The organism is Mucilaginibacter sp., from assembly GCF_964263795.1.
GTDB lineage: Bacteria > Bacteroidota > Bacteroidia > Sphingobacteriales > Sphingobacteriaceae > Mucilaginibacter.
Map to the genome: position 1 here is coordinate 74,008 of NZ_CAXVWK010000058.1, position 26,755 is coordinate 100,762.

27 protein-coding genes and 1 tRNA gene are annotated in these 26,755 nt (G+C 37.6%); 19 read left to right on the forward strand and 9 right to left on the reverse strand.

Going from position 1 to position 26,755, the window contains the following annotated elements:
- Window positions 1–194: 194 nt before the first annotated feature.
- Complete coding sequence (locus tag ACE5CV_RS11060; RefSeq protein WP_374950233.1) at window positions 195–539, reverse strand: hypothetical protein; 345 nt, start codon at window positions 537–539, stop codon at window positions 195–197.
- A gap of 178 nt (window positions 540–717) precedes the next feature.
- Between ACE5CV_RS11060 and ACE5CV_RS11065 the strand changes: the two genes are divergently transcribed.
- The gene (locus tag ACE5CV_RS11065) at window positions 718–2,844 is read left to right on the forward strand and encodes a tetratricopeptide repeat protein (protein ID WP_374950234.1); all 2,127 of its coding nucleotides are present in this window, start codon (window positions 718–720) and stop codon (window positions 2,842–2,844) included.
- A gap of 204 nt (window positions 2,845–3,048) precedes the next feature.
- Here the strand turns inward: ACE5CV_RS11065 and ACE5CV_RS11070 are convergent, their stop codons facing one another.
- Together ACE5CV_RS11070 and ACE5CV_RS11075 are read right to left on the reverse strand one after the other, a co-directional pair.
- Complete coding sequence (locus ACE5CV_RS11070) at window positions 3,049–3,543, reverse strand: hypothetical protein (RefSeq protein ID WP_374950235.1); 495 nt, start codon at window positions 3,541–3,543, stop codon at window positions 3,049–3,051.
- 60 nt (window positions 3,544–3,603) lie between these two features.
- A tRNA-OTHER gene (locus ACE5CV_RS11075) sits at window positions 3,604–3,667 on the reverse strand.
- A gap of 57 nt (window positions 3,668–3,724) precedes the next feature.
- Here ACE5CV_RS11075 and ACE5CV_RS11080 point away from each other — a divergent pair.
- A complete protein-coding gene (locus ACE5CV_RS11080; protein WP_374950236.1) occupies window positions 3,725–4,897 on the forward strand; it encodes a tyrosine-type recombinase/integrase in 1,173 nt (390 codons plus the stop codon).
- A 50-nt stretch (window positions 4,898–4,947) separates the two neighbouring features.
- Here the strand turns inward: ACE5CV_RS11080 and ACE5CV_RS11085 are convergent, their stop codons facing one another.
- Window positions 4,948–5,466, reverse strand: coding sequence for a hypothetical protein (locus tag ACE5CV_RS11085; RefSeq protein WP_374950237.1), 519 nt, complete (start codon window positions 5,464–5,466; stop codon window positions 4,948–4,950).
- 765 nt (window positions 5,467–6,231) lie between these two features.
- Here ACE5CV_RS11085 and ACE5CV_RS11090 point away from each other — a divergent pair.
- The 5 genes from ACE5CV_RS11090 (at window position 6,232) to ACE5CV_RS11110 (ending at window position 10,029) form a co-directional block, all read left to right on the forward strand.
- On the forward strand, window positions 6,232–8,061 hold the full coding sequence (locus ACE5CV_RS11090; RefSeq protein WP_374950238.1) for a hypothetical protein: 1,830 nt from the start codon (window positions 6,232–6,234) through the stop codon (window positions 8,059–8,061).
- Between the two features lie 82 nt (window positions 8,062–8,143).
- The gene (locus ACE5CV_RS11095) at window positions 8,144–8,287 is read left to right on the forward strand and encodes a hypothetical protein (RefSeq protein ID WP_374950239.1); all 144 of its coding nucleotides are present in this window, start codon (window positions 8,144–8,146) and stop codon (window positions 8,285–8,287) included.
- A gap of 258 nt (window positions 8,288–8,545) precedes the next feature.
- Window positions 8,546–8,782: a hypothetical protein gene (locus ACE5CV_RS11100; protein WP_374950240.1), complete on the forward strand. Its 237-nt coding sequence runs from the start codon at window positions 8,546–8,548 to the stop codon at window positions 8,780–8,782.
- A 196-nt stretch (window positions 8,783–8,978) separates the two neighbouring features.
- Window positions 8,979–9,785, forward strand: coding sequence for a hypothetical protein (locus tag ACE5CV_RS11105; RefSeq protein ID WP_374950241.1), 807 nt, complete (start codon window positions 8,979–8,981; stop codon window positions 9,783–9,785).
- Between the two features lie 43 nt (window positions 9,786–9,828).
- The gene (locus ACE5CV_RS11110; protein ID WP_374950242.1) at window positions 9,829–10,029 is read left to right on the forward strand and encodes a hypothetical protein; all 201 of its coding nucleotides are present in this window, start codon (window positions 9,829–9,831) and stop codon (window positions 10,027–10,029) included.
- Window positions 10,030–10,057: 28 nt separating this feature from the next.
- Here ACE5CV_RS11110 and ACE5CV_RS11115 read toward each other — a convergent pair whose 3' ends face one another.
- Window positions 10,058–10,483 (reverse strand): hypothetical protein, encoded by a 426-nt coding sequence (locus tag ACE5CV_RS11115; RefSeq protein WP_374950243.1) that lies wholly within the window; start codon window positions 10,481–10,483, stop codon window positions 10,058–10,060.
- Window positions 10,484–10,912: 429 nt separating this feature from the next.
- Here ACE5CV_RS11115 and ACE5CV_RS11120 point away from each other — a divergent pair, with 429 nt between their 5' ends.
- The 3 genes from ACE5CV_RS11120 to ACE5CV_RS11130 all read left to right on the forward strand — a co-directional run bounded on the left by ACE5CV_RS11120 (window position 10,913) and on the right by ACE5CV_RS11130 (window position 12,257).
- Window positions 10,913–11,392 carry a hypothetical protein gene (locus ACE5CV_RS11120; RefSeq protein ID WP_374950244.1) on the forward strand — a complete coding sequence of 160 codons (480 nt, stop codon included), beginning with the start codon at window positions 10,913–10,915 and terminating at the stop codon, window positions 11,390–11,392.
- A gap of 1 nt (window position 11,393) precedes the next feature.
- The gene (locus ACE5CV_RS11125; RefSeq protein ID WP_374950245.1) at window positions 11,394–11,642 is read left to right on the forward strand and encodes a hypothetical protein; all 249 of its coding nucleotides are present in this window, start codon (window positions 11,394–11,396) and stop codon (window positions 11,640–11,642) included.
- A gap of 114 nt (window positions 11,643–11,756) precedes the next feature.
- Complete coding sequence (locus ACE5CV_RS11130) at window positions 11,757–12,257, forward strand: hypothetical protein (RefSeq protein WP_374950246.1); 501 nt, start codon at window positions 11,757–11,759, stop codon at window positions 12,255–12,257.
- A gap of 20 nt (window positions 12,258–12,277) precedes the next feature.
- On the opposite strand, the gene ACE5CV_RS11135 is transcribed toward ACE5CV_RS11130, so the two are convergent.
- The gene (locus tag ACE5CV_RS11135; protein WP_374950247.1) at window positions 12,278–12,520 is read right to left on the reverse strand and encodes a helix-turn-helix domain-containing protein; all 243 of its coding nucleotides are present in this window, start codon (window positions 12,518–12,520) and stop codon (window positions 12,278–12,280) included.
- Window positions 12,521–12,759: 239 nt separating this feature from the next.
- Here ACE5CV_RS11135 and ACE5CV_RS11140 point away from each other — a divergent pair, with 239 nt between their 5' ends.
- Window positions 12,760–13,182 carry a hypothetical protein gene (locus ACE5CV_RS11140; protein WP_374950248.1) on the forward strand — a complete coding sequence of 141 codons (423 nt, stop codon included), beginning with the start codon at window positions 12,760–12,762 and terminating at the stop codon, window positions 13,180–13,182.
- 105 nt (window positions 13,183–13,287) lie between these two features.
- On the forward strand, window positions 13,288–13,491 hold the full coding sequence (locus tag ACE5CV_RS11145; RefSeq protein WP_374950249.1) for a hypothetical protein: 204 nt from the start codon (window positions 13,288–13,290) through the stop codon (window positions 13,489–13,491).
- Window positions 13,492–13,543: 52 nt separating this feature from the next.
- Here ACE5CV_RS11145 and ACE5CV_RS11150 read toward each other — a convergent pair whose 3' ends face one another.
- Both ACE5CV_RS11150 and ACE5CV_RS11155 read right to left on the reverse strand, forming a co-directional pair.
- Window positions 13,544–14,317 (reverse strand): hypothetical protein, encoded by a 774-nt coding sequence (locus ACE5CV_RS11150; RefSeq protein WP_374950250.1) that lies wholly within the window; start codon window positions 14,315–14,317, stop codon window positions 13,544–13,546.
- Between the two features lie 591 nt (window positions 14,318–14,908).
- Window positions 14,909–16,495 (reverse strand): helix-turn-helix domain-containing protein, encoded by a 1,587-nt coding sequence (locus tag ACE5CV_RS11155; protein ID WP_374950251.1) that lies wholly within the window; start codon window positions 16,493–16,495, stop codon window positions 14,909–14,911.
- A 422-nt stretch (window positions 16,496–16,917) separates the two neighbouring features.
- On the opposite strand from ACE5CV_RS11155, the gene ACE5CV_RS11160 reads away from it, so the two are divergent.
- Together ACE5CV_RS11160 and ACE5CV_RS11165 are read left to right on the forward strand one after the other, a co-directional pair.
- Window positions 16,918–17,802 (forward strand): DUF488 family protein, encoded by an 885-nt coding sequence (locus ACE5CV_RS11160; protein ID WP_374950252.1) that lies wholly within the window; start codon window positions 16,918–16,920, stop codon window positions 17,800–17,802.
- Between the two features lie 4 nt (window positions 17,803–17,806).
- On the forward strand, window positions 17,807–18,676 hold the full coding sequence (locus ACE5CV_RS11165; RefSeq protein WP_374950253.1) for a hypothetical protein: 870 nt from the start codon (window positions 17,807–17,809) through the stop codon (window positions 18,674–18,676).
- Window positions 18,677–19,262: 586 nt separating this feature from the next.
- Here the strand turns inward: ACE5CV_RS11165 and ACE5CV_RS11170 are convergent.
- Complete coding sequence (locus ACE5CV_RS11170) at window positions 19,263–21,710, reverse strand: hypothetical protein (protein ID WP_374950254.1); 2,448 nt, start codon at window positions 21,708–21,710, stop codon at window positions 19,263–19,265.
- 508 nt (window positions 21,711–22,218) lie between these two features.
- On the opposite strand from ACE5CV_RS11170, the gene ACE5CV_RS11175 reads away from it, so the two are divergent.
- The 5 genes from ACE5CV_RS11175 to ACE5CV_RS11195 all read left to right on the forward strand — a co-directional run bounded on the left by ACE5CV_RS11175 (window position 22,219) and on the right by ACE5CV_RS11195 (window position 26,566).
- Window positions 22,219–22,827 (forward strand): ArdC-like ssDNA-binding domain-containing protein, encoded by a 609-nt coding sequence (locus tag ACE5CV_RS11175; protein WP_374950255.1) that lies wholly within the window; start codon window positions 22,219–22,221, stop codon window positions 22,825–22,827.
- Complete coding sequence (locus tag ACE5CV_RS11180; RefSeq protein ID WP_374950256.1) at window positions 22,757–23,146, forward strand: zincin-like metallopeptidase domain-containing protein; 390 nt, start codon at window positions 22,757–22,759, stop codon at window positions 23,144–23,146. Before ACE5CV_RS11175 ends, ACE5CV_RS11180 begins: the two co-directional genes overlap by 71 nt.
- 128 nt (window positions 23,147–23,274) lie before the next feature.
- Window positions 23,275–24,663 (forward strand): leucine-rich repeat domain-containing protein, encoded by a 1,389-nt coding sequence (locus tag ACE5CV_RS11185; protein ID WP_374950257.1) that lies wholly within the window; start codon window positions 23,275–23,277, stop codon window positions 24,661–24,663.
- Between the two features lie 169 nt (window positions 24,664–24,832).
- Window positions 24,833–25,516, forward strand: a complete 684-nt coding sequence (locus ACE5CV_RS11190) for a DUF2711 family protein (protein ID WP_374950258.1) — start codon at window positions 24,833–24,835, stop codon at window positions 25,514–25,516.
- A 750-nt stretch (window positions 25,517–26,266) separates the two neighbouring features.
- Window positions 26,267–26,566 (forward strand): hypothetical protein, encoded by a 300-nt coding sequence (locus tag ACE5CV_RS11195; RefSeq protein WP_374950259.1) that lies wholly within the window; start codon window positions 26,267–26,269, stop codon window positions 26,564–26,566.
- Window positions 26,567–26,755: the final 189 nt, after the last annotated feature.

Here is a 26,755-nt window from a genome sequence, read left to right on the forward strand (position 1 = left end):
TTAATCAGCACTTAACAACCTGTATGTTTAACGTTGCTTAGTGTGTATTGAAAGTTAATTTTTTGCCAACAGGATAAACACTGTCGCTATCGGCAAATTCTCAATGGGGTTTTAATTAACCGTTAATTACGCAGTTAAGTCCGGTTTGGAAATTTTATAAAAAAGTAGGACGTTACGCTATCAATGGACACCAATTATTGCGGGAAAGTGATTTGTGCCGGCTCTGCGGCAATAATTTCCGGGCGGCCTTTATGCATCTCAAAAACACCGGTCACACATAACTTTTTGCCTTTCAGGTTGGCCCAATCCAGCGCTATTTTGTTGCCCTTTACCGCAATGGTGTATTTTTGATTGGGGTAACTGCCGCCCATATTGATCAAAGTAAGCGTATCGCTAAAGATCCGGAAAGAAGATACTTCATCGCAAAGAGATTTTGATTTGCCCAGATTTGCTTTAAAATCGTCGGCATTGAATGTCTGAGCCGATGCTTTAAAACCGAAAAGTGCTAAAATGAACAGTGCTGGTAAGAGTTTTTTCATAAGTGTAAATATACACCTACTTAAAGATTAAAACCCGCCGGCATGATGCATTTTTTAAAAAATAACAGTGCCTCATATAAAAGCAGTTGTAACATTTAACTATATTTACGCTACGATATTATAGCACATAGTTGTACAACGCTGTGCGCTTATCGTCCCGATTAATTACAAACACCGTATGCCGAAGTCTATCCCGAGCACAACAAAAAACGCTATTATTTGCTGCGTTTTATTGCTTGCTGCTTTTTTACCGGCTGTTGCGCAAACCACCAGGGTAACCGAGCTGCAGCAAAAACTTAACGCCCGCATGGCCGATACCGCCCGGCTAACCGTTTTAAAAGATCTGACGACCGCATACTCTACGGTAGACCCGGTTAAGAAGTTTTACTATGCAAACGTTTACCGCTCGCTGGCGGTAAAACTGCATCGGGAAGTGAACGTTGCTGATGCCTATATACATATGGGTATTTCCTACGGTATTCGTAGTAATATCGATAGCGCCTTATATTATTTCAACCTGGCTTACAATCACGCAAAAAAGCATGATGCTAAATTAGAGCAGGGCCGTAGTTTGGCCAATATGGGTTTTGCTTACGGCCGTTTAGATGATGATAAAGAAGCTGTTAGCAAATACTTTGAAGCCCTTGCCATTTACACTAAGATAAATTTTGAGCTCGGTAAAACGCAGCTGTATAACAACATAGGCGGAGTGTATTTTGACCTGGACCGTTTTGACATAGCGCAAAGTTATTTTGAGCAATGCCTTGCAGGTTACACCAGGGCGAAAAATGATATGGGTATTGGCAATGCGCTTTTCTCTTTAGGCAATTGTTACAGGGCGCTTATGCAGAACCAAAAAGCGCTTGATTATTATAATCGCAGCCTGGCCATTCGCGAGCGCCTTGGCGATGTAAATGGAATAGCCTTATCGCACATGGGCCTGGGCCGTACGTATACGCAAATGAAGCAGTATAGTAAGGCAATAACTGATCTGGATACTGCTCTTAACAGAATTCGCACACTTGATGATAAATATATCGAAGCCAATGTACTAATTTCAATGGCTGAAGCTTATACGAGCAGTAAAGACTATGATACCGCTGTGGGGTATGCAGCCCTGGCATTTAAAATAAGCAGGCAAATAAAATCGAAGGCAGCCATTTACGAATCGATGGAGCAATTGGTAAACGCCTACAAAGGTAAGGGCGATCTTAAAAGCGCGCTTGATTTTCAAACCCAATCCATGCTAACCAAAGATAGCATCCGCGAAGAAAAGGCCCTGAAGGATGTATCGCTGATAGAAATAAACCGGATAAGAGGAGAGAATGCCAGCCTTGAAAAAAACAATCTAAACATAGCCGAACTAAATACTACTTACCTGGATAAGATTAACAAGTACAGCACGGTAATTATTGTTACGCTGCTGGTGCTGATCTCGGCATTGTTGTTTTTAGCGGTACTGTACCGCCGTAACATCGCCAAACAGGCCACAAACAAAGCATTGATTCACCAGAAAGAAGAAATTGCCGCGATAAATCATGAACTTGAAATGCTAAACGAGGAATTGAACGCGCAAATGGAACTTACCATTGCACAAAATGCCGAGCTGGAACGTCTTAACAGTATCAAGAATAAATTTTTCTCAATCGTATCGCACGACATGCGCAGTCCGCTAAGCACACTGCAAACGCTGCTTGCGGTTTATCGCGAAGGTGATATTGGCGAGCAGGAATTGAGCGAATTGCTGGTAAAACTGGAGGAGAGCATTTTAACTACCAGCACGTTTTTGGATAACTTGCTGGAGTGGTCTAAAAATCAGTTAGAGGGAATTGTAGTGAACCCGGTTAATTTCAACATCAGCGAAAGCATTGTAGAAAATATCCAATTGTTTGAGAACGCGATTGCGCTGAAAAAGCTGAATGTGACCAGCCTGGCCGACCGCGGGGTGGTTACCTATGCCGATCCGGATATGATTAACCTGGTGGTGCGTAACCTGCTATCAAACAGTATCAAATTTTGCCACCCCGGCAATGAGATCATTTTTAATGCCCAGGTGAATGACAAGCTGGTGATTGTATCTATCAGTGATAATGGCCCCGGCATTAGTAAGGAAGAAAGCGAACGGTTGTTTAGCCTGGACAGCACCATGAGCGCCGGTACCCGCGGCGAAAAAGGCAACCATCTTGGACTGATACTATGTAAGGACATGATAGAGCAGAACAAGGGCCATATTGGCTTTGAAACCCAGTTAGGCGAAGGTACTACCTTTTGGTTTGAATTGCCGGGAGCAGCAGAGGAGGAGTAGGAGACGGTTACGGTAGTCGTAGACTTCCAAGAACGGGGGTATCACACCCAGGCTGGCTCACGTGTACCACGTGATCACTCCATAATGTTACAAATAGCCAATTAATATAACGCTGATAATGAATTATTTATGAATATTGGCAGGTGTTCACGGCTGTGAACGTGAACACTTGTAGTACTCGGGCTTTTCTTTCAGCTTAACTACCTACAACAACAAACCCTTTAAATCTGCCGGAGAATAGTTGATAGATTTTAGTGTTTTATCGTCAGCGGTGCGGTAAACCAGAAATTTGGAGTCTTCTTCTTTAATGTACGATTCACTATTGTCTTTAGCAAGGTAATGAGCCACAGTTGCGTTGGCCTCGTCGATAGTTGTACAAGCCTTACTCATATTAGAGCGGTGCACTTCATCAAACAAAGCTTTGAATTTGTCGCCAAGGCCAAACTCCAGTATCGCACCGGCTAAAACGTATTGAATGTCGCAAAGGGCATCGGCAATCTCTACAAGATCTTTATCAGCGATGGCCTGCTGTAATTCACTAACTTCTTCAGCTAAAAGTGCTACACGCAGGTTACACCTTGCTTCAGAAGGTATAGCCGGCTGCTGTACTATCGGGTGTTTAAAAGTGGTATGAAATTCGGCTACTGAATTCAATGATGATGCTTCCTGCATGGTGATTGGATTTGGATGTCGGGTCAAATATAAAAAACTGACATGAAGAAAAAAGCCCTTCTAATCGCTTAGAAGGGCTTAATTTTGTGATCCCAATAGGATTCGAACCTATGACCTACAGATTAGAAATCTGTTGCTCTTATAGGAAATCATAGTCATTATGGTGTTTTAGGCCGTTTTACGTGCTAACTGCGCCAAATGTGCGCCAATGTCATTCAATAAACTAAAATTTACAGAACCACTCATTGTTACAAATGAAAACTTAAAAAACCGGTGTTACATCACCTTTTACCTAAACGGTAAAAGGGTACGGGTGTATAACGGAAACAATCTTGGGTTAGTTATAAATCCTAATCGCGCCAAGACAATAACGGAAAGAAATACTTTGCTCAAAAAGTTACTTTTTGAAACACACAAGGCTTTAGAATCGGGAACATATCTTAACTCAATAACAATTGAACAGACACCTCAACCCAAAATCTTTTCTGCTACTGCGGTAAAACGTGAAACAACAATCACTGTACTATTTAAATCGATAAGAGCTAAGATTCAGTCCGATCTAAGCAAAAAGTATAAGCGTAATCTTAAATCAATATACAGACAATTTAAATTGTTCCTGACCGCTGAAGAATTGAATGGAGCTATTCTTGATATAAATTCAGCAAGGATAGAATTATTTTTAAACCAATTTAGCTCAACTGGAACATATTATATGAATAAGCGTCGGGATTTGGGTGTGTTATTTACAGCAGCTGGAAGAGTTATAGATCTTCCCATATTAATTATTCGAAAAACTCAGAAGAAAAAAGCTAAAGCAAAACTACATAAGGCTTACGAAAAATCACAACTGACGCCAATTCTTGATTTTCTTAAAATACATAACTATAATCTTTATTTATGTTGTCTGCTTACTTATTGTTCGTGGCTACGCCCCCATGAGGAAATTAGGTTACTGGCTCTCGGAGATTTTAAAAAGAACTTTACTGAGATACATCTATCCGGAGGGGATAACAAGGGTGGTAAAGTGAGAGTAGTTTACATTCCTGAATATGCTCAAAAAGAGCTTTTGCCCATCCTTTCAATGTTGGATAGAAATGATAACATATTCAGCTTGAAGAAAGAGCCTTTTAATGAATCCTATTTTAACACAGCTTGGTCAAGGGCTTACAAAAAAATGTTCGCACTTGGCCTGATTTACGAGGATCAAACAATTTATTCGTTTCGCCATACAGCTGCAATTGAAGTATATAGGAAAACGAAAGATGTATATTTGTTGCAAAAGTTGCTAGGACATTCATCCATTCTAGTAACCCTAAAGTACCTCCGCAGCTTAGGTGAGTTTAATAGTGAGGAATTAAGGGATGCAGCACCAACCCTGTAAATAAAAAAGCCCGTCCTTCCACGAGACGGGCTTTAGCAGACTTTGTCTATTTACACTTCTTGGTCTTCAGGTTTCAACTTAAAGATAGGTGTGTATCCAGTGATGACTTTTTTCATCTTTGGACTATCAGATACAATAGGCTCTTCGCAGCAAATTTCTATAGTGTTTACTTCAACAATAAATAAGCTGTTGAACACTGCCAGGCAATTTCTTCGTATGCTAGATATGAATACTTTTCTACCGTGATCGCGCATTACACCTGTAACTGTTTTTATAATTTCGTTATCAGTTACTGATTCGCCTAAAGTAAATGCTTCAGCAAGATCATCATCCAATTGCTGTTCCTTGTAACCAGCACGCATCAATGCCTCTAGTTTTTCGTTGACTTTACTGAAGCCACGTTCACCCTTGCCTTCTAAGAGAAGCGTCAGGTGAATTGCTTTTTGCTCTTCAGGGTAAAAACCTCTGAATACAGAACATCTCTGCTTTTGTGTGTAGGTTAACTCGTTAAATGATGGTAGTTTTAAATCAGCAACGCCAGTTGCGGATTGTAATTCATGTTTTAACATGGTTTAAAAGAATAGTGTTTCTGAGAATAGAAACGGTTAATACAAATTGTTATAACCATTTTAAATTGGATCCAAATAAGCTGCTTATGCAACTTTGGGGCATGATTGCCCTCACTCAAGGTGGCCACCTTAAGCTACAATATATAGACTGAACAGGTTGCAACTCTGCTCAGATAGATTGGTCTAAATAAATGAAATATATCCTATTTCACTGTTTTTTCAGTATGTCAAAGAACGTAGAAAGTCCAATACCCCTTAGGGTTAATTTTTTGATTTGTGGCCTGAAATGGTGGCCGGTAGGTAAGTAAGTTACAAAATCAAGGCTTGAAACCTTTTGTGTTTATAACGACTGTGTTATTTTGCATTGCGTAAGTAAGTGTGCAAAACAATCGTTTAACGATGCAAATATAGCGGTACAATTTAAATGTTGAACAAATAATAAAAAATATTTAATTCATTGACGTTTATATGACAATTTAAACATTTTGAGATTTCAAATTAGAGTCCAAGAGACAGAGGCAAATACGTAAACAATTGATTATTATATAGTTATATTTTATTATACGTTTTTATTTTCGTATATTTGTGTCAACATACAAAGTCAATATAGCCATTAGGCACATACAATTTTAAAGGTCAGATTAGCTGTCTGATCTTTTCTTTTGCTCAAATTCTCCATTAATATTGACGTTTTAGATAAGCTTAACTCCCCACAGATTTACCTTATTAACTAGATCTTCTCGTATTACCTAAAAGGCAAAGACAATGTATAAAACAAAAACAATGCACCGAGTGAGTGCAAAACTAAGAATGGATAAGATTTTTCCAGATGGATTACCAGTTAACGCATTTATAGATAAAGGCCGTTGCGCCATAGGTGCGACTACCGGTGAGATTAAAAACAAGAAGAGGTGTACTATTATAGCCGTACCAAACATTAGCATCTGCATAGGCAAGAAGGCAGACCACCCTGAAATTGATATAGTTTATGGAAAGGTTTCTCCCCTGGAAGTCGAGCATATGCTTAGAAACCGTAAAGATGGGCATAAAATTATGACCACACCTGAGGGAATGAAGAAAATCATGGATGCTGCTTTTGAAGTTGGCAGGCTTGACGAGATTAAAACACAATGGTTTCTGCTGCTCGATGAAGCGCACACATTTATTAGTGAAGCCTATCGGAAAGGAATTTTAAAGCCCTTCGACTACTTCTGGGACTTCGATATGAAAACTTTGTTGACTGCAACTCCATATCATTTTAGTGATGAGCGGTTTTTGAGTCTTGACCTGCATGAAATTAGATTTACCGAAAAACTTGGTTGCATATCACTAGTTCATTGTGCCAGCGTTGTAGCAACGCTAAACAAAATTTTATCGATGCGGGATAATTATCCTGGTAACATTCACATTTTTTATAATTCGATAACTGAAATTGTAAAAGCTATTGAGCGTGCTACGTTAGATAATTGTCACTTATACTGTGCTGATGACAAAGAACAAAGTAACATGAAGAAACTCGGTGACCTTGTTAAATTCTTTGTGTCGCAACCGGAAACGGGAAATTATGCTAAGGTTAACTTTTACACCTGTAAATATTTTGAAGGATGGGATTTACATGATAAGAATTCGATAGTGATATTTGTAACAGATGTTAACAAAGCTCATACAAAGGTAGGTGTAAGTAGCAAAGGTAAGCAAGCCATTGGCCGTTTAAGAGATGATGCTTTTGATATGATTCACCTTACCAATCATAAAAATCTTGAATACATGAAAACTTTAAATGATTTTAAAACTGAGTACCTTAAAGATGCTCAAATGTTGATTAAACACCATAACGAATACGTCGCCGATTGTAAAGCAAACAACCTATCCGTAATTCCAGATGAACGATTAATTAAATATGCAGATACAGACAAGTTAACCCATGAAGCAACACTTAATCTGATGAAACTAGACCAACAAATAAACGAAGCAGCCAATAATGAAGTCTACAACCATATAGATTTTATCAAAACGGATTGGCAAAATGGCTTTTTCGATGTGGAATTAGAATATAGTAATATCACACTTGAAACGAACACCACAACAAAGCGTAAATCGGCATCTAAACAATTAGAAGAGGATTATCAATCCCTTAAAGTAGATAAAGCATCAAGAGCAAAAGGCAGCTTCATTTTAAAGATGTTTAGCCTGGTTGAAGATATCAAGAAAAGCAACCCCATGGCTTTCAAGGCTTTTGAATTAATAGATGAAGCCACTATGCTAAAATTGAAATACAATGTTAAGGCTGTGGAAAAGGAGTTGATTCTGAAACAAAATGGATTGGCGGAATTCAAACTTCTGAAATTGATGGAACTGGCCTTTAAAGTAGGGAATTCATATACAAACGACGAAGTGAAGGCAAGGCTTCAGGAATTTTATAATCTACTAGATATTAGAACCGATAATGGTATGATCAAAATAGCTACTGCAACTCAAATTAGAGATTTCGGCAGGTTTGAAGCAGACGATTGTAAAATAAAGGACTCTAGTGGTAAAGCCGTTCATGCTAAGTTTATAAGACGCGCCCAGTTCAACCTTAGAATGGTTGCCTAACGAGGATATTAAATCCATATTCCAATTACTTTCAGTTTTCATTGTTATGTAGGGAAGTTACAAGAAATAAAAACTTTCTGGAATGGCTTTTGAAAACTCAGTTGAGGTAACTATGGGTGATAATACATCCTACGCTAAACTCCAAGAGGTGCTTTTTGAATATTCTTCGCCTAAAGACGGTCTTTGCATCGTTAAGTACCAATATGATGTTATTGCTGTTATTTAAGCAATTATAAGCGTTTTGCATAAGCGCGATATTGTGATGGTCAACGCAGTGCCTTTTAATAAATTAAGAGAGCTATGTTTTTAAATCTCAAGTACTTATGGCTATAAATGCAAAATATATTACTTGTTAATGTCGACACAATTTCGTATCTTTACGTATGTAAACAGCTGATAGACAAGTTTCTATTTAAGCTTTTGTCAGTATCTCAGATCTACCTTGCACATCCAGTGCAATTGAACAAACAAATAACTTTTAGAAATGAAAATGAACACTCCCAATGTGGGTATGAACAATGTTGATGCAACTTCTCTTGATGCGAAATTAGATATGCTAAGGAAAACCTTAGTCAAAAAGTCTAAAAAGATTAAATGCCTTGAGGATGATGCTCAATCATTCTTTGATATGTGGGCTAAAGAAACCACTGATAACCTGGCCTTGTCAATTGAAAACTTAGAGCTTACAAAAGAAATTGCAAAGCTTAGGCTTCAATTATAAATTGCCTAAATAGATTCTTTATAACATAAAGCTGCCTAGTGCAGCTTTTTTTGTTTACAGCAATTGTTAACCGAGTTTTGTGGCCATCTTCTACATTCTTTAAAAGTTGACCATTCGCAGGTATCGAATAGTGCCTTCTAATAAAGTAAGTTTGAACGGAACAAGATGCTTTTGTATCTTGCATTATCAGCAGGCTATGAAGCGTATACTCGCAATTATCATATTTTCAATATTTGAATGTACCGTAGCTTTAGGGCAACAACAAGACACGCTCCATAAAGAATGGGTACAAATGGATGTCGACTTATTCCAATCGTTTTCTAAGGTTGATAAAACCAAACCACGAGAAGTTGAATGTTTCTTTAAGCATTTTGATAAGGATACAAAAAAAGACACACTTGGCTTTGACTGGGAAATGTATAACACTGGTAAAAGCGGTGGCTATGTATCACTCGAGGTTAATATTTACTATTACAAGGGTCAAATCGCTTCTTATAAACTGTGGGCTGAACTGCCTCACAGGTCCGACTTAGTCGACCAATATCGTAAGTTATACACTAGTGTTTTACCAGACTATTCTGAGGGCACTTACCTTTATCAATACAAACCAGATATAATACTCAAACCACTTACCCAATATCAAAAACATACTGATATAACTCCACAAATGGCAAGTTATATGTCTCCTACAGCAGAGCTGATATATGGTATTGCAGGTGGTTTGCCCATAACGATTTTGAATAATAGACAATATTTTAATGCTTTGAAGAATAACCTTAGCAATAATCAATTGGTGGCTTTGATGTACGCTATTAATCCGGTATCACGGCTAACCGCGATAGAGTATTATTATAAACACAAATCAGAGTTTGTTAGCCAAGAAAAATTTGATGCATGGATAGAAAGGGTTTACCAAACCAAGCCCGTCGTTCAGACTATAAGTGGCTGTATTATTTACAACGATAATGCTCGAAAATTGGTGGACTATTATTCAAAATACTAATGAGCCTATGGCATCGAAACATACCATCTCCTTTTACGATAAATTGAGCCAACAGGTAATCAGTCTGCAGGTTGCCCATTCATTAAAACTCAACCCCTACGATGGTTATTGGAATGTTGATACCAACCAAATTCTTCTTGGCAAGGATCGTTTTGAAGAATGGGAAAGCATGACTGGTCATTTGGAAAAACAAATAGAATTTCTACTTAAATTAAGTAAGGTAACACAGACACTTATTAATTAGTTTATTCTGACAATGTATAGCTATTCGATCAACTGGTAAGATTTACGCCAACTTGTATGGCATCTTCAAGTATAACCAAGTTTAAATCGCTTAACTTTTTAAACTTTATGCAATACCCTGTCACAATTGCTTTACCTATTGTCTCACGGTAGGCATTAGCCAAATACATTTTATCTTCAATTCCAAGTATGTACACGGAAATACCCATGGTGTTTGCACTGATGCCAATCTGATAATACTCCCTAGCACTGCCGTCAGCGTAATTTGTAATATGTGAACCATACCCGATACTAGGATTGCTAACGGTTTTACCCTCACTGTTCTTTCCATCATCAAACCATAATTTAGTATCAGGCATCACCCGAAGAATACGTTGATGCAACTCTTTCATATCACTCCGTTTTGATCCAGGTTGGCTGCTGATATAACTGTCGATCTGTTCTTGTACGCTCATAAATCTGTTTAGTTAATTTTAAATAAGCTTTCTAAATGTTCCAAATTACTAAATGCCAGCTAGCTCGTTGTAAAACTTTTCAAATATACCCCTCCGGCATAGCGATTAAAGCCCTCTGTCGTCATTTTACCGAACTACCCCTCCCCATATATCAACTATGTGAAATTACTCCGTTTGACGATTTTTATGTGTGGTCTGCGGACATCGGTTGTTCCCATATACCCCCTCTCCCTGTTTGCGATGAGAAGCGAAATATATAAGTAAGATTCGCTCACAATGACAGGATCAATCGCCTAAAATCCCGACCTCGTCAAGAAATCGCTTTACCCAATTGCGATTCCACTAATAATGCTGCCCAACAGCTTCACTTTTCAAACCTCCCATCACCAAAATCCATCAATAACGAACACCTAAAACCCATTTAAACCTATGAAAGAGATCTCACAGCCCATCGAAATCCCAATAACGACTACTTATAACCGAAAAGTTTTTCCTATCTCAAAACGTTGGAAAGTCGTTAAGAACAATAGCCACCCCAATCGCATGAAAGACGTTATTGCGACCAGGATTATTCAATATGAACTGATACTTGGCAAAGTAAAGGAGCTTTATAAATATAGTTGCGAGTTGTGCTACGAAAGAGATTACAAGCATGACAACGAAAACCCTTTTACGGTCTACAGCTTCCTCACATCAACATTTTACTGGAACATTGACTGCGGCCTTAACTTCAACATCACGCTTGAATACCAATTTTGGTTCTGCCCATTCGAGCAGGAGATAAGAGACTTATTTCTGCATTTTAATGCTAGTATTTACGTTACGGAAGTTAGCAAACAACCAACGCTGCCAGCGTTTTACAAAGCTGTCCTAGCTTATCAAAAACCGCAATACATTAAATACTTATAACATGCCAACACCACTAACCACATTTATTAAAGAAACACCGGCAGACAGCCTTTATCTTCTCGTTCAATGGCCTTGGGTGCAGGAGCTGATGGAATATAATTGGTTCCGCAAAGAATGTTTGCTGCATCATGCCTTTGATGACCAGGAATATCTTGATTCCGCATACTTTGTGCCTGTCAAAAGGATGCATGAGTACCAGTCCGGTGATAAGACTAATTTCATACAAAATGAGGAGGAAAGCTATTCCTGATCTATTTTTTAAAAGGTCCTGCGCATAAGTCCGCACATTCACATTTCAAGTCCTTGGTTGAGCAACCAGGGACTTTTTTATTAAACACATTTTCAAATCACTTAACAAAACATCATGAACAAAAAACCAATCCTTGACCCTCGAACAGTAACCTATAATAAAGCAGTTAAAGCAGCTTATTATAAAATCTTAAGAGCAGCACAAAACCTATTGGCTACCATCGAACGCCACGACCTACGCTGCACTATTCATTTACGCGACAAGACTTTGCTTAACAGACTGGAGCAGCATCAACTTATCTCACCATTGCTTTACCTGGCTCTTTACGCGGAAGAGGATGGAGAGCGTTATTGCATCCAGTTTGGCTTTGAACAGTTTAGCAATCGAAATGAATTCACCTTGATTACTGCGAAATTTATGCGCTTAGTGCATAAGTACACTGCCAAGGAAAACGCCGCAGTTGATATTGAAAGTTGCATTTACAGTCCTCATTTGATGAATACTTGCTCGGAATTGTATGAAGCAATAGAGGATAGTAAAATGAATTATCCTGTTGCGATTATACCATACAAGCCTCATGCGATTAAGAGAAAACAAATGCTGGCAGTCGCTTAAATCAGTAGAGGTTGAGGCCTCTACTTAAATGGTTGTTCAGGTATAAAATCTTTGACCGAGCACTTAAAAACAATTGCAAGTTTATTAAGGTGATTTAGATTGTATTTGGCAGGATATTTTGAGCTTTCTACTTGTCCGATGAACCCATCAGATACATTCAGCTCTAATGCCAGTTCGGATTGAGTGAGGTTTAAAGCCTCTCTTTTCTCCTTAACCTTATTGATCACATAAGCTTCAATATCAGATTTAATATTCGCTGCCATCAACAACGAAAGAATAAAAACAAAGCTTACATCTTACTTAGTAATAACTAAGTAAGATTCTATTTTAGCATAACAGACTTCAGTCCAAACATTGTATCAACAAATTACAAACCAACCTTATCATGTTCGAAGCCACACTTAGTATTATTACTAGCATAGTCATTTTTATTTTAGTTGTAAGAACTGTAATTAAATGGCTTAAATAAATTCACCTACAACAATTTAACCACATTCATATCATGAAAATAAACCTTATAGTCCTATTACTTCTTTCAATGATCTACTTGGGTTGCACCCACAGGTCAAATGGAAAATATGTTGTTTACTCAGTAAATAAAGTTTCAGGCAACGACACAATTCTAACCTTTCTTAACAAATCATTACAAGGCAAAAGGTATAATGTCACGTTCAACCCGAAGTTTGTATCTATAAAGTTATTGAACGGGTCGGACGAAATGTTATTAACGAAAACTCAAGACAAAATAGCCAAATACACCCAACGATATACTCAAGGTGGAGGTATTTTCAATATCGAATTACTTGATGATAAAGACTTGACGTTGATAGTATCGTTAGGATTCAAAAAAAGCCAACCTTTAATCATGCCAGCTCAATTAGGTAACATGGGGCCTTACCCATTTAACTTAAATATGCTACAGTAAAATGTTCTTTAGCTAAAGACGATGAATAACCTTAAATTAAGTTTGTCTAGACCTAACCTGTTGGATTAAAATAGGAGGCTGCATTTGTGGCCTCTTTCAAAGATTATGAAATACAATCCCATTACCAAAGAAATTTACAGGGATGAAGGTGCATTTCTAAAGAAACTGCATTGTACTGTAGCAAAGCAATGGGAAGAATTGAGTGCAACTAATTCTTTAAAAGGTAAACTGTGCGATCATTGCCAAACGACTATATTATACACAGCTTTATTAAACAACATTAAATCAAAGAAGTTTACTACCGACTAGCCACACACTTGCCTCAAAGTAGATTTAAATATCTTATTGCATATTTATTTTCTCAATGGCCGTCGTTAGTAAGGCTAAACTCAAGATCAGGTTTCATTTTAGACGCAAATGTATATTCATTATCGAGTAAATTTGCCCGATATTTGGTGCTATGAGGATGATCAATAGTTTCTTCAACTGACCTATTTGTTACCTTTTCCATATCCAGAACAACGAGCTTTTTATAAGCTTTGCCTTCTTCATCTTTAAAGTAAAGATAAAAGCTTACACCTGGCATTTCGAATTTCTTATTCATCTCTGCCATAAACTGCTTAGGGTTCGACTTGAGCAATGCGCTATCAACATCCTTTGTATGAAGTTTTACAGGGTATCTAATATAAAAGTCTGTATAAATTCCTTCTTCCATTTGAGGAATGTTAGTATTTCGTTGGAAAAAAACAGGATAACATCCATATGATGGCATTGCAATTACTTCCATGCAAACTTCCTGTGCCGTGTTCTTTTTACAGACAAATCTGTAATTATAGTAAGTATACACAGAATCACGACCGGAACTTAGGTATTCAAAATATAATTGAGGTTTAATTGCGCGGAATTCACGTTCTCGCTCAAGCTCTACCATATTGTGTTGATCTTTTTGGACTACAATTTGCGATTGCAATGTTTGATAAAGAAAAAAAGCAGTAATTGCAGTTAATAAGATCATTACCCATTCTGCAACTGAACCATATTGTTTGTTTGCAAGCCAAAGATAAAGTCTGCTTAAATCTGCTTTTATACTTTGAAAATTTAGTGCAGGAAATGTTCGGCGTCTGCGTACTGTCATTGTTGGAACTTACAGCTAAAGATAACGTTTATGTAAGACACTTACCAATCGGAACCATATTTAACCATCCCCTAAAAGTTGTTTAAGAGGGTATGGTGAAATCTGTTCCTCGCGCTTCGGGCCTTTCACACACCAGGAAGATCGGTGTTACGTTGCTTCAACCTCATCAAAACACTACGCCAAGCTTCGTTAAGCCTCAATAAGCTTTTTCAAAGCACATTAACGCTTAACCGGCAATGGCCGGCTTGTCATGCTGTTTGACTTTCGGAGAGTCGCAACTTCACATTCACTCTCGATATCCTTTCATACATTTCGCTCTACAGCATGCTCCGCTTAGCAATATCACTTAATATATAAAAGTCTATACGTTCTTAGTGTTAGGCTCACCTGCGTCTCGGGCGTTGCTTCTGCCTTGTCATGTGTTTTGGTAAGCCAGCGCACAAACCCGAATTCAAAACAAACGCCAAGCCCTTGTGAAGCATTCTTCCAATCGCTCGTTAGAGCTTCTTTTGGAAGACAACGCCCTCTGTTCGCAGGTCGGTTCGCTTTGATCTGAATGGATTCATGTAGTCTGAATTGAAAGAGTCGTTACTACTGAGCGAGTGATTGAGGAAATGCAGTTTGTTCGGCCTCTCCAACAAAGCCATGAGGAGAACAACCGCGCTGTCTAGCCATAGATAGCGCATCCCTGTCAAACCGATTTAACAACACTCGAAGATTCCCAGTAAAAATATTTTCAAGCCACTCTTTTTGTTTAGTAAGGAACCGCTTTATCACTGGTTCAGAATCGCCATAATAAAAGAACGAACCTGCAGATGGATGACTGGCTACATTACTGTCGCCAGGGGCAATGCATAGCACAAACTCACCGACGAAGTATTTCGCGGTAACAATTGTAATATCTTCCTCTAATTCGAGATGATCTATGAAATAGTCTTTAACTACGCTGCCGACTGCATCACACCAACTAGTATTAGGGTACCCGGGCTTTTTGGCCTGAAAGACTTCTGATGCCCTCCTAATATAGAAGAGTGCGTTTAAAACTGAATCAGGTTGATTATAGTAGCTCCGACCAACTAATTCTAGGGCTTTTACTTGCTTTATCAGCTCACTCTTCCTTAAGGCTGTGCCATGAATAAACACAATATATAAGCTCATCACCAATGGATAATATCTTACATTTTTACCAAGGTCTGTGAAGCGGATATTAGCTGGAGGTTCTGGCTGCTTACATAATAATTCGATGGCTTCAATAATAGAATTAATGTACTTCTCCTCTCGATCAGTTTTTATAATATATGTTAGCGCTTGCCAAAACTCTAAAGATTGTTCTTCAATTAGTTTAAGTGCCAAATGATTATGTTCATAAGCTGTAGGGTGCAAGGCCCATTCAAGATCATTTGAAGCCAAGAACAAAGTCACTTTCTTTGCAGCTTCCATTAAAGCTTCATGGACTGGATCAATCTGTTCTACTAAACCCGCTTTCAGCTTATCCATAACAGTTGCATTACTGTTAGCTACTGATCTATCCAAACGCTCTATAGGAGGATGTAATCTCTCAGGGGCATTATTTGGAATATCTATATGTTGGAGTGTGATTTTATTCTCCTTTAGTTCAGTAAGTTCTTTTCGTAACTCTCTAACGTGTTGCCTTATTTCGAATAACTCTTCATCCAAGTGTTGTCTAAAGAATCGCGCGTAGTCTCCTGGTAGTGCCTTATCTGTGGTTGTGCCGCGCCTTACGTATATATCGCCTCTATTACGCTTGTGAGCCTCTTTAACAACTACATGTGGGGCATTTTTGGTTGGTGGAATAACTACCACGCCCCAAGCTTTGTCAGTTGAGCCGAAGATCTTGATGTAAGTTGGTATAAATGGTTCTACGTGATTTTTAATCACCTCATCAATTGTAGCTTGTAAAGAATCAATGTTTTGTTCAAAGCTAGTGTAACATAACTTACCAGCATCAACACCTACCACGATAAAGCCGTAATTCTTATAATCGTAACTTAATGTATTAGCGAAAGCAATAACATCTTTCAGCAGCTCTGCTTGAGCTGATGGTGTCAGGTCGAGTTGTCTTTTAAAATCCACTTTGGTTGTTTCACCGAGGGGTATAATGCTCTCTAATAAGCCTTGCAACTCTTTATCGTCCCAGGGTAGGTGAAGGTCAGTCATATAAAAATTTATTAAGTGCAGAGACTATCTTGTTGAAACTATCGTTGCTAAGTTAAATAAATCAGTTTAAGGCAAATAGATTCCTGGTAATTTATTCTCTCCCCAAGTTACCTCTACACCATCTTATAGGCACTTCGTTTTAAGGTTGCACAAATCCAGCGTTTACCGTTGGAACCTACTTTTGACCAGATATAAATGTTATGCCATGCATGGACGGCTAATACTTGTTACAAATGTTCGTTAGGTCTGTAAATATACCGCTAGTACCTTGTGTAGCATTTTGTGCAGCACCTTAGGCTCCCTCTGCTCAGACCTTTTTTCAACTCGCAGGACAGCTCGCGAAATGATTGCACTCCTACTTAACTAGGGCTGTCCAAAAGCTGGCAAACATAACGATACTACTATTTCATTAACTTTGCGCAATGTACTACAGAAGAAAAGTTTTGCTTGCTTTACTACAATCCTTCGATAACAAATTGGGGAAATTACCATTACAAAAGCTGTTATTTTTAGTAACTAGATACCAAAAGGATAAGGCTTACGATTTCGTACCGTATAAGTATGGCTGTTATTCATTTCAGGCTGTCTCCGATCTGGGAACGCTTAAGAAATACAAACAAGTTGTTGAAGATGGCGAAACTTATTTGGGAGTTATGCAAGAAGATTTTATCTGTCAGCTTAGGCCGGAAGATAGATCTGCGATCAATAGAGTAAAGAGTTTGTTTGGAAGGATGGAAAGTGATGAACTTACTCGTTCAACCTATATATCGTATCCTTACTACGCAATTAACAGTTTAATGGCTGAACGCTTACTCACAAAAGAGCAGTTCGAAAAGGTCAAGAAAATCCGACCTGTTAAATATACTCCGACCCTTTTTACAGTAGGATATGAGGGTAAAACGTTAGAGGAATACTTAAATAGGCTAATTCTAAATGATGTAAAATTACTTTGCGATGTAAGGAGTAATCCCTTAAGTATGAAGTTCGGATTTTCAAAAAGTCAGTTGCAACATAGTTGTGAAAGTGTGGGTATCAAATACGTTCATTTACCTGATGTAGGAATAAAATCGGAAAAAAGACAAGATCTGCATTCACAGGCAGATTATAATCTCCTATTTGACGATTACAAGTTGACAACCCTCCGTAGCACTTTGCATATTCAAAAGTACATACTATCTTTACTAATTGAGAATAAGCGTATTGCGCTAACTTGTTTTGAATCTAACGTTTGTCAATGCCATCGGAAACCGCTCGCGGAGGCTATAACGAAGCTGCCTGGTTGGCAATTTGATCTCATTCATATTTAATTACATGAAGCAAAAGGTACTTATAGCCGTTACAACATATCCACTACCTTCGCGTAGCTATGATGAACTTGTATGCACCGCGGGTGTGCTTGAGGATGGAACATGGATTAGGATATACCCAATTCCATTTAAATTTCTTCAGGGTTTAAGACAGGATAATAAGGTTAGCACCTATAAGTATACTTGGATTGAACTGGAATTAAACAGACGTAAGGACGACTTCAGACCAGAAAGTCATTCTCCAGTTCGACGCGACTTTTCAGATGTAACAATTTTGGACTCTATAAGTACGAAAGGCACCGGATGGTCCATTCGCCATAGCTTTGTTGCAGCTAATGTGTACACAGATATGTCTAAACTTATTGAACAATCAAAAAAACCAACCTATAAGTCCCTAGCTACATTCAAACCGGCTAGTTTTACTGGATTTGAGTGGAAGGAAGAAAAAGAACGTGACTGGAAGCCTGAATGGAAAGATAAGCTTAAACAACTAGACATGTTTCTTCCTCAGAGCCAGGATGGTAGTAGTGTTCGTAAGATGATTCCAAAACTCCCCTATAAGTTCTATTACAGGTTTGCAGACGTTAATGGTAAACCAAGCCGATTAATGATTGAAGATTGGGAAATAGGTGTGTTATTTTTCAAGTGCCTAAGAGATTACGGATCAGAAACCTTAGCCCTTGAGAAAGTAAAACAGAAGTACTGGGATGAATTTATGAGTAAGAACGACATCTATTTGTTTCTAGGAACGACAAAGACGTTCCATGCCAAGAATGCACCAAATCCATTTGTTATTATAGGCGTTTTCTATCCACCGCTTAACATGTCCCAGCCTAAGCTTAAACCTACTCCCCAATTATCACTATTTGCATGATACTAAAAGACGCAAGTGAAGCCGCTGAAAGTGTAACCGATTACCCTGCATGGATAACTGCAATCACAGCATTAATCGGTATCCCACTTACTTTGGTAAGTATTATAAAGCTTGTAAGTAGAGATAAAGATTGTCGTTATTGTTTACCACTTTAATAATTGAAGATAATATAAATAATACAACAGAGGATTAGTCCATTCTATAGGTCGTTAACCTTGGACGATAATAATGCGCCTCTGTTGCTTAATAAAGCTAACAATTCATCTGCAAGCCCAATGATTTCTTAAAAGGTCCTGCGTATGGAATGTAGTTAATTTAGAATAGTACCGTTTAAAAAAAGCTTAACGCTGCATAAGCTAAACGCACATTTTATTTCCAACAGGTATAAGATAGTAAAGGATAGCTAAGAAATGTGCGGTGCATTCAAAAATTAGGGAATCAAGTATAAACTTATGTATCATTTAGAATAACACTGATTTTGTAGATAATTGATTAGGATAGGCAGCGCCTTCTTTTTTCGGGTTCGGCTTTTCCTTATCCTGTTTCGTTAAGTCAGGAACTTAATTGTTGGCCTAACAAATATCTTTTATTTAACAATTTTAAATTGTGTCTTTACTTTCCCTGCAAAACCATTCTCGGTTATCCCTTCGGCAACAATTTCAACATCAGCTTCTGCACTTGTATTATAATATTCAAATGTTGCAATGCCGGAATTGTTGGTGGTTAGTTCGGGTAGCCACATGATGGTGGCATTTAAATTTGATGATTTCAGTATGATTTTACCATCGAACTGTGACAAATTGAACTCTTTCGCCTTATAAAATCCGCTCAGGACAACGGGTAACATGCCTCGAGATACTATATCGCTTAATGATTTTCCTGATCCCTGCTTCGTTGTAATAATTAGAACACCACCTGCACCAGCTAGACCATATATTGATGTTCCTGAATATTTTAAAACCTCTATAGTTTCAACATCATTTACTCCTATATCATTGATTCCAGTTCCAAGTGGACGTTGAGTTCCATCAACAATGACAAGCATTGGTCGCACATCCCCGGAAAACTCTATACTTTCAGATGTTTTCAAATGAGGGGCGCCGCCGCCAGCTTTCGAAGGGTCATTAAAAACAACACCGTTTAGACGGCCATCGAGTGCACTGGTAAGTAGACCTCCTTTAGCAATATCTTTCATTTTAAGAACCTGGTCGGCATGTCCTGCACCAGCAAGGCTTTGAGTTGTATATTCCGCTTTCTTTGTGGCGCGAATATTTACCTGCTGTAACATAATACCCTTATTTTTGTACATGTGATTATCCCAAGTCCTTTGATTGCTATCAAGTGGATTATTTTTATTAATCGCGAAATCAATCGCATCCATTCGATCAATTTTCAATGGGTACTTGACAGTCCAATCATCATCCTGATTAATTGCAATTTTTGTATCCTTATTTCCTTTTGCATCTAACGCGCTAATAATAAATTTAGTAGAATCAAAAAAAGTCAAATTGCGAAAACTGAATCTACCGTCTCTATCTGTTTCTTCACTCAAAAGCTGCCCATCTGCTGTCCGGATCAGGGATATTTGCCCTCTATTTATACTTTTTCCATTTAATAAACTGGCAATTCCATTAATACTTAAACCTGTTTCCGGTTCAAAAGTCGGAGCCTTTAGATCGTCGTTTGTTATAGCACTCCAGTTAAAACGACGGAAACTGTTCGTCAACATAACCAAATCTAACTCATGCGTCTTTTGTTGATCAGTATTTGCAAAATAATAATTAGGATCTTCAATAGTCCCTTTAAGATTGGAGTTTAATTGTAAATAACTGTAAATACTTGGATAAAGGTCTAAAGGCCCACTATTTTTATTAACCACTGATACACTGAAATGGCCAACGGCGGGAGTTCCATCTGAATTAGTCGCCTTTAAAGTAACCGTTGTCTTGTTTCCCGTATGATAAATCTGTTTGTTGGTGGATAGTTCCAAACGAAGTTGATTTCCCTTATCGATAAATACCAATCTTTCGCATAACGGTTCACCAGTCGCGGAAATAAGCGTGATCTGCGCAATACCAGGGGATAAACCTTTTTTTTCAATATCAAAACGTTTATCTGGACCATCCATAATATCGTTGACTGTCGTCAATTTCCCTCCTGAGTAAATCATCAGCCCTATAACTTTATCTTTGTTATTCTCGAAGAATACGTTATTTGCTAAAAGATGAACAGACAGTTTGGTCAGGGAATCTTTGATGCCCAAAGCAATTCCGCTAGTCTTTACTTTGGGGAAATCACAATTGAATGTATGTTGGTTTGCAAATGTTATCTCCGCGTGATACAATTCATTCTCCAATGGCAGAAAGTAAAATGAGCCCATCCCCCTATGGGATGTAGAGAATTTAGCTACTGTTTGATTGGCAACATTCAAAATCTTTCCGGTTATAGGAACACCAACGCCTTCAGGAGAAACCGCTTTAAAGGCTATGAGAGCATTTACACCTGCCACCAAATCACCACCTTCTGGAAAAAATTGAACGTCAGGAAAATTGACGGACGAGGTAGGTGACAATATCGGCTCAAATTTGCTATCCTGGGACGCGACAGCAATTGCTCTCTTGAAAAAAACGCTTTCCCCATAATTAAGCATCGTTTTAGTATATGCCCTAACGTAATAACGACCGGTAACCAAAGAATCTGAAAGAAGGAAATCCCCCTGAGCCAGTCCGTTTCTAATAGGTAATTTTAAAGTACGATAAACTTTTAGGTCCGGAAAGAACAAATCAACATAGAGAACTTTACTTAAATTGGACAAATAGTTCCGTTCTCCAACAGTTACAAATGCCTTAAAGTAAATGGTGTCTCCAATATTATATTGCGTCTTATCAAAAGTTAAATATGCTTTTTCGATAGGACGTCTTTTAAAAAACTCTTTTACACTTTGTGCTTGTTGTAAAATAGGCTGCTTTACTTGGCCAAATACGACAGTTAAGGCAAGCAAAAACAAGAAAGTAAGAAAAAATAATTTCCTCATAGTTATGAAAGCCTACTGTCGATGATATCTTATCACTATTGACTCCAAAATCGATCTAGAATGTGATCTGTCCAGATGACTTAGGAGTGATTAAACTTGAATAATTGGTTATTTAAAGGTATTATATTATCAAGATAAAATAAGAAATGAATATTAATTGTTCAATCTACCTTTATGGATAATTCGACAAGTTCTTCAGTTATAAGAGATGTAGATTAATAGCAGGAAAGATAGAATATCCCACCACACATACATAATAATCAATACTGGCAAGCAAAATTAGCCAGTTAAGCCACAAACGGTGGCCTTATCCCCACATGCTCCCACTTCAAGGTAGTATCAAAAACTTTCAGCGCTTTCACGGCATAAACCCACGTTGCCATAGCGCTACCCTTTTATTCCATGTTCTTAAAGTTGTTTGCTCTCCACCTTGACCTTATAGTGTCTTACAGGCTGTAGGGCTGCCATAATTAATCATTTATCCATTCACTTAAAATCTTAAAAGATTATGGCAACTACAACACAACCCACTGCACCAACAAACACTTTCGTTGACACTTACCAAGAGGTAACAGACGCAGTAATCAAAGCACTTGAAGAAGGCACAGTAATCTGGCAATGTCCCTGGAACCAGGTTGGCCTACCGAAAAACATTACCACTAACATTAATTACCGGGGATGGAACCTATTCCTGCTTAACTTTCATTCGAGCATCAAAGGTTATCCAACTCCTTACTATCTCACTTACAAACAGGCAAACGACCTAAAAGGCTCGATTAAGAAAGGCGAAAAGGGAATCAGAATTATCTACTGGGCACAGATCGAATTGAAGAATCAGACTGACGATGCCACTTCACAACCTGTCGATGAAAATGCAAAGCCAAGAACAATCATGGTTCCTAAAACTTACACCGTATTCAACATCGCTCAAACAGAAGGAATAGATTTTCCAACCTTTGAAGCCGAAGTTAGATCTGAAGCCGAGGTAATCGAGTCCTGCGAAAACGTCATTGCTAACATGCCAAACAAGCCCACTATACGCAAGAATGGCACAAACGCATTATCAGCCTACTACCGATACCGTTGTCGTACCAAGCTTAAAAAGGTGCAAATCTAGTGAAGGCTACTACAGCACACTGTTTCACGAACTGGCACACAGTACCGGCCATGAAAGCAGACTAAACAGAAATGAGCTTTTATCATCAGAAGGCTTTGGCACAACTAACTACGCTAAAGAAGAGCTTACTGCAGAAATGACTGCTGCATTCTTAAGTGCCATTACCGGCATAGGTCAAGCAACCATCGACAACAGCGCAGCCTACATTGAAAGCTGGCTCAAAGCGTTGAAGAACGATAAAACATTAATCATTAAAGCTGCTGCTCAAGCTCATCGTGCAACTGATTACATTATGCAAGTTACTTATGAAACTGCATAAATTTTAAAGCCCTTTGGGGCTTTTTGTTATTAACATTGTTTTGGTAATTTAATTTAAGAACTTAAAATATGCATATTAGCTTGCACCAAGATTATCCAACCAATGTTTAAAGCTGCTTGGTACTAAACATGATTAATAAACTTAAACTTTATTTTACAAATCCACTCAAAATACTCGGTTTTGTAACCATTATTACAGGGCTGGTTATAGCCATTGCAACAAAGGGCTATTTACTACTTTTAAGCCTTTATATCATCGGTGTCGGTTGCCTGTTATATTTAGTCAATTACCTGATAATAAAGTTAAGTAAACGACATATCCGTTATAAACAATGGGGCTTAAGCACTTTATATCTGGTACTCTTTGCATATTCCTACTTTAAATGGCAGGAGCATACATCATTTACATTTCCCAATCATACTAAAAGTGCAGGCATAATATTCGGCATTGCTGGTTATCCCGAGTTACCACGCACTTTGTTTTGGACTAAGAAAGTTATTTTCCCTAAAAACGGCATTATTATTACTTCTACCAAAGCAGAGGACATGCCATACTGGCAACAATACTATTTTAGTGATAATTCGCATCCTAAAAATGATAGTGACGTGGTTTGGAATCCTAATTTTGCTTACAACTGTATTTTAAATAACAAGGTAATCAGAGCTTGGATTTTTACGCTAAGGAGCGATACAGGATTATCAGTTCAAAGAGCAATAACAGCTTTGAGTAATCAGATAAATAACGGTAAGTTAAAAACGTTCTACAAGACATCCGATCAGTTAATCATAAATGCAAAAGATGGACCCTATCTTAGCTTGCAGGGAAACGGGATTAGCTTCTTACCCGAAGCAGTATCTCACATTAAAGTAAATACAGTGTATCTCGCAGAAAATCATTTTACAACTATACCACGTCAATTATACCAGACTCCAGGGTTACAAGAGATTTACATTAGCGCTAATCCTATTAAAGAATTGCCAAATGACTTGTATAAAATTAGGGAATTGAAGAGTTTGTTAGTTAGCAAAACTTTAATCAAAGAAATCAGTGCGGATCTATCCAAGTTAAGCAATCTAACTTACTTTGATATCTCCGGTAACGATTTAACCGTTTTTCCTGAACATATAAAAGCGATTCCTCATTTGAAGTCATTGTCAATTGAGGAAAATAATTTTAAAGATTTAGACTTCCTTGATACTAAACTTCGTGGACTGGAGACATTGCACGTTTACAGCAATAATCTTAAAAGTATGAAGGGTATAGGTTTATTAGTGGAACTCAGGGAGTTACTAATATTTGACAATAAGCTTGATTCGATATCTTCCGACATTGGTAAACTTAAGAACTTGGAAAAGCTTGAAATATGGGACAACCCAATTCATTATATCTCTCCACAAATTAGAAAGTTGACCCATCTAAAAGAGCTTAGATTAGATGATAATTATTTAACAGCTAAAGAGAAACGAAATTTAAAAGAGTGGTTGCCACAATGCACCATCAATTTTCAAACCCGGTAATAGGTGTTTTCGCAATTAATTTGCTTGGCTAAAGTCTTATATACTCGCTGATGGCAAACACACTTATTTTTTAAAGTTATTGCCTGATACCTTTCATGACTCGAATAGCACCTTTAAATAATGAAGGGAGATAAATATACATGCGCAGTAATTTTCTTATGTTAGGAATGTGAAAAAAGTAAGCGATAGACCTCCGTTTGAAGCAGTACATAACTGCATCTGCGCTTTTCCAGATGTTCCTATTCTTGAGTTTTATAAAGGTTACTTCGAAGCCGTTTATATCTTGTTGCATCCTTTTATTCAATACAACAGCAAACAAGAGGTTATTAGATTTGTTTCCTGGCAGGAAATGCTCAACCTAACACAATTCAAAAACCTCAATCAACTAGATATAGCATTAAGAACTAGGATAGGTGGTCTGAGAAAAGAACATGAAAATAAAGTTGACGCAGAGATTCTGTTGAATACATGTAATAATAATAATATATCAGAACCGTCAGAAGGTCAATTTCAGGGAAGTCTTCAGACCGAAATGCTTAAGAGTTTACTTGAACTTGGATATAATTATATGTTTGTAGCTGATGAATTTGGGTTTGAAAGAAAACTTTCATACGTTCAAGAATATTTAAACGGCCAAGACGATACTGTCTTAAAATGGGGGAGTGAACGGAACTGGTACACCAATAATAATGAGATTTTTTATACAACCCATTGGGATAGTCATTTTACTATGCTGTGCTCCGATAAAAAAACTATAGAAAGCATACTTTCGAAGCACTCGTTCGAAGGTTTCTATTGTAATGAACGACTGACATTTACTGGGGCTTACCTGCTGACAGAATATAAATTATAAGGCTTACAATCACACTGGTAAGCCAAATCTTTAGACTATAGAAAAATGCTTGTTTCATCACTTATTCATCAATCCAACAAGGAACATTGCGAATACAAGTATAAAAACAACACTTCCCCATAGAACTGGGGACGGTTTTCTAAAAGCTAGGAAACCTACAATTAAAGCAGTGACAAATCCTATAGCGGCTTTGACCGGATAATGATTATCTAACATACCTAGTCCTCCTATTACTAGGAATAAGATAATAACTATGCAAGTGAATCTATAAGCTATGACATTTACTTTAGCTAGGTTCATGAATTGTGAAGGTTTAGTGCAGCAATATACTTAGTTCTGTCGCAACTTTAACTTTGTACCTTTTAAAAAATAAGTAAGATTGCAGTTCTAAACGTTACAAGAAGCTTTTCCAATAAATCTTAATTCTTTGCAATTCTCCTATATAAGATAGCTTGCATCAACTTTTTGGAAAACCATGTTTTTTGCTTCATTTGATGCCAAACATGCCTTTTGCATCGTTTTCGAGTTAAACAGTCGAATAGTTACCTTTTAAAGCAAAAGGTGGGAATTGCACCAACATTTACACCAAACTAAGTTTCAAACATCAATCCAGTTGAGTTTAGATACTTTTCCAAAAAATCACAAAATCTTGTAATCTTCCTATATATAGTACTTCGACAATACATTCTGGAAATTGTATATTGTTAGTTTAAAACCCGTAGTAATATATGTATGTTTATTAATCTCAATATGATGAAATATTATACTCTCTTAAGCAATACCGGCTCAGTCATTAAAAAACCTTTACTTCAAGATCTACTACCGTTCCAACCCGATGCAACATTAGTCTTTGAAGAAACCCTTTTTAGGACGAGAATCTTCTATCATGCTATAGACGAATTTAAATACCGAATGATTAACTTTCATGGAAACGATGTCATGTTGGATTTAAAGCATTTTACTATTCAAAGTATTGATGTTGATGAAAAAATGGGACAGGTACTTCAAGAAATGTTATCGTCAAAGAAATTCGAAGTGAAAAATTTATAGCAATTGAGACTTACACGCCAGGCTGGTTGTTTGATGACTTTATTACATCAACATTGAAAACTCTTATTCAAGATCTTGAGCTTGTAGACTCTTTGCAAGCATATCGTCTCTTTAAGGAAAACCAACAACTTAAGACTCAAATGGATTTACTTACTAGCGAATTAGCTGGAATTAAAGGAAGAGAGTGAG

Coding starts and splice junctions, on each gene's coding strand:
- ACE5CV_RS11060 (WP_374950233.1), bottom strand. CDS start 539: ATGAAAAAACTCTTACCAGCACTGTTCATTTTAGCACTTTTCGGTTTT.
- ACE5CV_RS11065 (WP_374950234.1), top strand. CDS start 718: ATGCCGAAGTCTATCCCGAGCACAACAAAAAACGCTATTATTTGCTGC.
- ACE5CV_RS11080 (WP_374950236.1), top strand. CDS start 3,725: ATGTCATTCAATAAACTAAAATTTACAGAACCACTCATTGTTACAAAT.
- ACE5CV_RS11085 (WP_374950237.1), bottom strand. CDS start 5,466: ATGTTAAAACATGAATTACAATCCGCAACTGGCGTTGCTGATTTAAAA.
- ACE5CV_RS11090 (WP_374950238.1), top strand. CDS start 6,232: ATGTATAAAACAAAAACAATGCACCGAGTGAGTGCAAAACTAAGAATG.
- ACE5CV_RS11095 (WP_374950239.1), top strand. CDS start 8,144: ATGGCTTTTGAAAACTCAGTTGAGGTAACTATGGGTGATAATACATCC.
- ACE5CV_RS11100 (WP_374950240.1), top strand. CDS start 8,546: ATGAAAATGAACACTCCCAATGTGGGTATGAACAATGTTGATGCAACT.
- ACE5CV_RS11105 (WP_374950241.1), top strand. CDS start 8,979: ATGAAGCGTATACTCGCAATTATCATATTTTCAATATTTGAATGTACC.
- ACE5CV_RS11115 (WP_374950243.1), bottom strand. CDS start 10,483: ATGAGCGTACAAGAACAGATCGACAGTTATATCAGCAGCCAACCTGGA.
- ACE5CV_RS11120 (WP_374950244.1), top strand. CDS start 10,913: ATGAAAGAGATCTCACAGCCCATCGAAATCCCAATAACGACTACTTAT.
- ACE5CV_RS11125 (WP_374950245.1), top strand. CDS start 11,394: ATGCCAACACCACTAACCACATTTATTAAAGAAACACCGGCAGACAGC.
- ACE5CV_RS11130 (WP_374950246.1), top strand. CDS start 11,757: ATGAACAAAAAACCAATCCTTGACCCTCGAACAGTAACCTATAATAAA.
- ACE5CV_RS11135 (WP_374950247.1), bottom strand. CDS start 12,520: ATGGCAGCGAATATTAAATCTGATATTGAAGCTTATGTGATCAATAAG.
- ACE5CV_RS11140 (WP_374950248.1), top strand. CDS start 12,760: ATGAAAATAAACCTTATAGTCCTATTACTTCTTTCAATGATCTACTTG.
- ACE5CV_RS11145 (WP_374950249.1), top strand. CDS start 13,288: ATGAAATACAATCCCATTACCAAAGAAATTTACAGGGATGAAGGTGCA.
- ACE5CV_RS11150 (WP_374950250.1), bottom strand. CDS start 14,317: ATGACAGTACGCAGACGCCGAACATTTCCTGCACTAAATTTTCAAAGT.
- ACE5CV_RS11155 (WP_374950251.1), bottom strand. CDS start 16,495: ATGACTGACCTTCACCTACCCTGGGACGATAAAGAGTTGCAAGGCTTA.
- ACE5CV_RS11160 (WP_374950252.1), top strand. CDS start 16,918: ATGTACTACAGAAGAAAAGTTTTGCTTGCTTTACTACAATCCTTCGAT.
- ACE5CV_RS11165 (WP_374950253.1), top strand. CDS start 17,807: ATGAAGCAAAAGGTACTTATAGCCGTTACAACATATCCACTACCTTCG.
- ACE5CV_RS11170 (WP_374950254.1), bottom strand. CDS start 21,710: ATGAGGAAATTATTTTTTCTTACTTTCTTGTTTTTGCTTGCCTTAACT.
- ACE5CV_RS11175 (WP_374950255.1), top strand. CDS start 22,219: ATGGCAACTACAACACAACCCACTGCACCAACAAACACTTTCGTTGAC.
- ACE5CV_RS11180 (WP_374950256.1), top strand. CDS start 22,757: ATGGCACAAACGCATTATCAGCCTACTACCGATACCGTTGTCGTACCA.
- ACE5CV_RS11185 (WP_374950257.1), top strand. CDS start 23,275: ATGATTAATAAACTTAAACTTTATTTTACAAATCCACTCAAAATACTC.
- ACE5CV_RS11195 (WP_374950259.1), top strand. CDS start 26,267: ATGATGAAATATTATACTCTCTTAAGCAATACCGGCTCAGTCATTAAA.